5 protein-coding genes are annotated in these 5,076 nt (G+C 74.0%); all 5 read right to left on the bottom strand.

Features of this window, described 5'->3' with window-relative positions; genetic code table 11:
* Positions 1-17: 17 nt before the first annotated feature.
* The 5 genes from ACFU7Z_RS36005 to ACFU7Z_RS35985 all read right to left on the bottom strand — a co-directional run bounded on the left by ACFU7Z_RS36005 (position 18) and on the right by ACFU7Z_RS35985 (position 4,946).
* Positions 18-1,799: a cation acetate symporter gene (locus tag ACFU7Z_RS36005; RefSeq protein ID WP_234348313.1), complete on the bottom strand. Its 1,782-nt coding sequence runs from the start codon at positions 1,797-1,799 to the stop codon at positions 18-20.
* Positions 1,796-2,245: a DUF485 domain-containing protein gene (locus tag ACFU7Z_RS36000; RefSeq protein ID WP_181970691.1), complete on the bottom strand. Its 450-nt coding sequence runs from the start codon at positions 2,243-2,245 to the stop codon at positions 1,796-1,798. The genes ACFU7Z_RS36005 and ACFU7Z_RS36000 overlap by 4 nt, the downstream gene beginning before the upstream one ends.
* 320 nt (positions 2,246-2,565) lie before the next feature.
* Positions 2,566-3,258: a response regulator transcription factor gene (locus ACFU7Z_RS35995; protein ID WP_049650785.1), complete on the bottom strand. Its 693-nt coding sequence runs from the start codon at positions 3,256-3,258 to the stop codon at positions 2,566-2,568.
* The gene (locus ACFU7Z_RS35990) at positions 3,255-4,430 is read right to left on the bottom strand and encodes a sensor histidine kinase (protein ID WP_380782226.1); all 1,176 of its coding nucleotides are present in this window, start codon (positions 4,428-4,430) and stop codon (positions 3,255-3,257) included. The genes ACFU7Z_RS35995 and ACFU7Z_RS35990 overlap by 4 nt, the downstream gene beginning before the upstream one ends.
* A gap of 30 nt (positions 4,431-4,460) precedes the next feature.
* Positions 4,461-4,946 (bottom strand): CcdC protein domain-containing protein, encoded by a 486-nt coding sequence (locus tag ACFU7Z_RS35985; RefSeq protein ID WP_049650786.1) that lies wholly within the window; start codon positions 4,944-4,946, stop codon positions 4,461-4,463.
* Positions 4,947-5,076 lie beyond the last annotated feature (130 nt).

The raw sequence follows: 5,076 nt of genomic DNA, 5'->3' as shown, positions 1-5,076 counted from the left end.
TCCCCGGGCGCGACGGCTCAGGCCGCGCCCGCACCGGTGAGAGCGCGTACCTCCAGCTCGGCGAACCGGTCCGGGTCGGCGGGCTCGGACGAGGTGACCGTCCCGAGCCACCCGGCGAGGAAGCCGAGCGGGATGGAGACGAGGCCCGGGTTCTCCAGCGGGAACCAGTGGAAGTCGAGGCCGGGGAAGAGCGCCTCGTGGGAGCCGGACACCACCGGCGAGAAGAACACCAGCACGATCGCCGGGACCAGCCCGCCGTACACCGCCCAGACCGCGCCGCGTGCGGTGAACCGCGACCAGAACAGGCTGTACAGCAGCACCGGCAGGTTCGACGAGGCCGCGACGGCGAAGGCCAGGCCGACCAGGAAGGCGACGTTCAGCTGCTGGGCGAAGAGGCTGATCACGATCGCCGTCGCACCGATCCCGGCGGCGGCGAACCGGGCGACCACCACCTCCTGCTGCTCGCTGATCCCGGACACCGACTCCTCCGACCGGGAGGCCGGGACGGTCTCGCCCCGACGACGGCGGCCGCGACCGTTCTTCGCCTGCTCGCGGGCGGGCCGGGCGCGCCAGGCGCCGGCCCAGACGTCGTGGGCGAAGGCCGCCGAGGAGGCCAGGGTGAGCCCGGCGACCACGGCGAGGATGGTGGCGAAGGCGATCGCCGAGATCAGGGCGAACAGCACCACCCCGCCGGTGCTGCCGTTGCCGCCGCCGAGCACCAGGGCGAGCAGCGGAACGGCGGTGTTCCCGGCCGAGTTGGCGTGCCGCACCTCGGCCGAGCCGATCAGCGCGGTGGCGCCGAGGCCGAGCACGATGGCCATCAGGTAGAAGCTGCCGACCAGGCCGATCGCCCACATCGTGGAGCGGCGGGCGGCCCGCGCGGTGGGCACGGTGTAGAAGCGGGACAGGATGTGCGGCAGGCCCGCGGTGCCGAGCACCAGGGCGAGGCCGAGGCTGACGAAGTCCAGCCGGCTGGTGAGGCTGCCGCCGTACTTGAGCCCGGGCTCCAGGTAGCGGTGCCCGGCACCGCTGTGGTCGGCGGCCTGGCGCATCAGCTCGCCGAGGTCCCCGTGGAAGCGGACCACCAGCAGCACCGTCAGCAGCACCGAACCGCCGGTCAGCAGGAAGGCCTTGATGATCTGGATCCAGGTGGTGGCCCGCATCCCGCCGATGGTGACGTAGACGATCATCAGGGCGCCGACCGCGATGATGGTCCAGGTGCGGGCGTGCGGGCTGCCGGTGCCGAGCAGCAGGGCGACCAGCGAACCGGCGCCGACCATCTGGGCCACCAGGTAGAGCAGGGTGACCACGACGCTGGCGCCGCCGGCCGCGGCGCGCACCTTGCGGCGGCGCAGCCGCAGCGCGAGCACGTCGGCGAGGGTGTACCGGCCGGCGTTGCGGACGAGTTCGGCGACCAGCATCAGCACGACCAGCCAGGCGACCAGGAAGCCGATGCTGTAGAGCACGCCGTCGTAGCCGTAGAGCGCGATCAGCCCGGCGACGCCCAGGAAGGAGGCCGCGGACAGGTAGTCGCCGGAGAGCGCGAAGCCGTTCTGCAGCGGGGTGAAGTCGCGGCCGCCGGCGAAGAAGTCCTCGGCGGCGTTGCCCTGGCGGCCGACCCAGAGGGTGACCCCCAGGGTGACCAGGACGACGACGGCGAACAGCGCGATGGCGAGCGAGTGGTGGTCGCCGGTGGGGGCGACCGGGGGCGGGGTGGCGGTCGACACCACGGTCCGCGCGGCGGTCCTCACGGCGGCCACGGCCGCGTCGGTGGGCACGGTGGCCATCAGGGTCGTCATCGCAGCTGGTCCTGGGTGTCCCAGCGCAGGCCCAGGGCGGCGCGGTCGCGCTTGGTCCGGGCGTTGCGGGCGTAGAGCCAGGCGAGCAGGAAGGTCGAGGCGAACTGCAGAAGTCCCAGCAGCCAGGCCACGTTGAGCGGGCCGGCCACCGCGCGGCGCATCAGGTCGGGGGCACCGGCCTGGGCGGCGACGTACAGCAGGTACCAGGCGAGGAAGCCGCCGGTGATGGGGAAGACGAAGGTCCGGTAGCTGCGGCGGATCTGCCGGAAGGCCGCGCTGGCCTGGACCTCCCGGTAGACCTCGGTCCGGTCGGCGACCGGTTCCTCGTCCCGTGGCGCGAGGGACCCGAGGGGTGCGTGCGGTGCGGCCGGGGCCGCTTGGTCGACGGGGGTGCTCTGGGCGAACGGCTCGACGGCGGGCCCGTGGATCGGTGCGCCGACGGCCACAGGCTCGCCGACTGCCTCTGCCGACCGGTCCGGACGGGTGTGCTCCGTACGGATGGGGCCCGACTGCGCCGGTACCGCCGACCGGCGGTGCGCAGCCGATGGCTCGGCGGGCTCAACGGGGGTGCCGGCGGCCGGAGCGGCCCACCAGTCGAATCGCTGCCCCTGGCCGGGGCTGCTCGTCTGCTGCTGTGGCACTGATGCTCCTGGACGGCCGGATGTTCTGACCCGAACCATGATGGCGGCCCTAGGACAACGCCTCTGACCATCGCAGATACGTTCACTCGATGAGGTGATCGATCATCCGACAGACACTCATCGGACTACTGCTGCGTCCCGGTGATTCCGTGTCGGAAGGCGTAGGCGACCGCCTGAGCCCGGTCCCGTACCGCGGTCTTGGCGAACAGATTGTTGATGTGGGTCTTCACGGTGGCCTGGCTGACGAACAGCCGTTGGGCGATCTCCGCGTTGGACAGCCCCTGGGCGATCAGCGCCAGCACCTCGGCCTCCCGGACGGTCAGCCCGTCGGGCAGCTCCCCCGGCCGGCCGACCGGCGGCCCGGCGGCCGGCCCGGAGCCGCCGGGCTGCTCCGAAAGCCTTTCCAGCAACCGGAGTTGGATCTGCGGGGAGAGCCCGGCGGCGCCCGAGCGAACGTCCGCGATGGCCCGGGCGATCTCCTCGCCGCCGGCGTCCTTGGTGAGGTAGCCGCGCGCCCCGGCCTGGAGCGCCGGGAACAGCGATTCGTCGTCGGCGTAGGTGGTGAGCACCACCACCTCGGTCTCCGGGTGCGCCGTGCGGATCCGCCTCGTCGCCTCGACGCCGTCGCAGCGCGGCATCCGCAGATCCATCAGCACCACGTCCGGGTGATGACGCTCCACCAGGGCGACGGCCTCCTCCCCGTCACCCGCCGCACCGACCACCTCGATGCCGGGCAGCAGCCCCAGCAGCATCACGATGCCCTCGCGCACCACCGTCTGGTCGTCCGCGACCAGCACCCTGATCGCCGGTTCCGTCATGCCGGCACCCGCAGCAGCACGCGCCACCCTCCGTCCTCCGGGCCCGCCAGCAGCGTGCCGCCGAGCAGTTCCGCGCGTTCGCGCATCCCCAGCAGACCGTACCCGCTGCCGCTGGCCGCCAGCTCCCCCGACGCCGGCTCGGCCGCGGACGGGCCGCGCGGCGGCCGGGTGTTGCGCACCTCCAGCTCCACCACGCCGTCCAGGTAGCGCAGTTCGACGGCGCAGCGGGCGCCGGACGCGTGCTTGCGGACGTTGGTCACCGCCTCCTGCGCGGTGCGCCGCACCGCGAGGGCGGCCTCGGCGGCGAGCGGCCGGGGCGTGCCGGTGACGGTGAGGGCGGCCCGCTCCCGCCCGGTCAGCTCCACCAGGAACTCCCCGACCGGGGTGAACTCCCCGCGCAGCGCGGACAGTGCCTGCCGGGTCTCGGCCAGCCCGTCCTGCGCCATCCGCCGGGCGGCGACGACCCGTTCGCGGACCTGCTCGCGGTCCGTCCCGGCGTCCAGCATCAGCCGGGCCGCCTCCAGGTGGACGAGCTGCGCGGAGAGGCTGTGGGCGAGCACGTCGTGGATCTCCCGGGCGATCCTGGCCCGTTCGGCGAGCGCCGCGCTCTCCGCCTCGGCGGCCCGGGCGGCCCGCTCCTGGGCGAGCAGCAGGCGGGCGGTGCCGCGCGCCTCGATGTCCAGCCGCAGCAGGAAGCCGACCAGGACGGACCCTCCGATGGTGGCGGCGATGCTGAGCCAGCTCGCCGGGGAGGCCGCCGTGTACGAGCCCAGCGCGACCGCCGCGGCGCACAGCGCGGGCGCGGGCGGCAACCGGATCAGGGCCGTCACGGCCAGCCCGATCCAGAGGAAGTCGGCCAGCGTGTAGGCCAGCCCCTGGTTGGCGAGCCAGCCCGCGCCGACCAGGGCGGCGGCCAGCAGGTACGAGGCCGCCGGGCGCTGCTCCCGGGTGACCCGCAGGTACCCCGCGCTGAGGGCGAAGGCCGCGGCCAGCCCGGCCGCCGCGGCGGCCGCGGCCCAGCCGGCGTACCGGCCCCCGGAGAAGGTCCCCCAGCCGACGACGACCACCAGGACGGTCCGGCCGAACACGGTGAGGACCCGCCGCGGCCTGCTCTCGTCCTCACGACCGATCCCTTCCCGGGACGGCCAGCGGGTCCAGTACCACCCGGCCACGGGGGCCTCCTCGATGCTCACGGCGGCGGGTCAGCGCAGTCCGGCGGCGGTCCGCGCGGGCTCCAGCGTGCGGGCCCTCCAGTTCACCACGACGGAGCGGACCAGCAGCAGGACCGCCATGCCCAGCAGCAGCGTGCTGCCCGCCTGGTGGACGTGCAGGGCCGAGCCGACCGCGTACAGGCCGATCCGGATGGCGATCATCCCGCACCAGGCGGCCACGGTGGCCTTGGTGCCCTTGACCAGGACGCCGCCGTCGGGGGCCCGCCAGATCCGTACGGTCCAGCCCCAGACCGTGCCCATCGCGAGCACGGCGACGAGGCCGGCGACCAGCAGCGTGGCGGAGACCGCGGTGTGCTGGTGGTCGACGAGCTGCGGGTCGCGCAGCGCGAGCGCGCCCAGGACCAGCGGCAGCAGCCAGAACCGGCGCTCGGTGTCCAGCCGCTGGACGCGCATCTGGCGCTGGACCACCAGGACCACCACCGCGATGACCACGAGGATGTTGGCGATGGAACTCATCGGATTCTCCGTCCCGAGGAGAGGCTTCTTGCTGACCTCTCCGACGCTACGGATCCGGCGCTTCCCGCTGATCGGAGCCGGGGTGGAGCACGGGTGGAACCGGCGGCTCGAGGGCCCTCCACCCGTGGGT

The sequence above is a fragment of the Kitasatospora sp. NPDC057518 genome (genome assembly GCF_042802075.1).
In the GTDB taxonomy this organism is placed as follows: Bacteria; Actinomycetota; Actinomycetes; order Streptomycetales; family Streptomycetaceae; genus Kitasatospora.
This window is presented reverse-complemented; position numbering and strand designations above follow the sequence as displayed.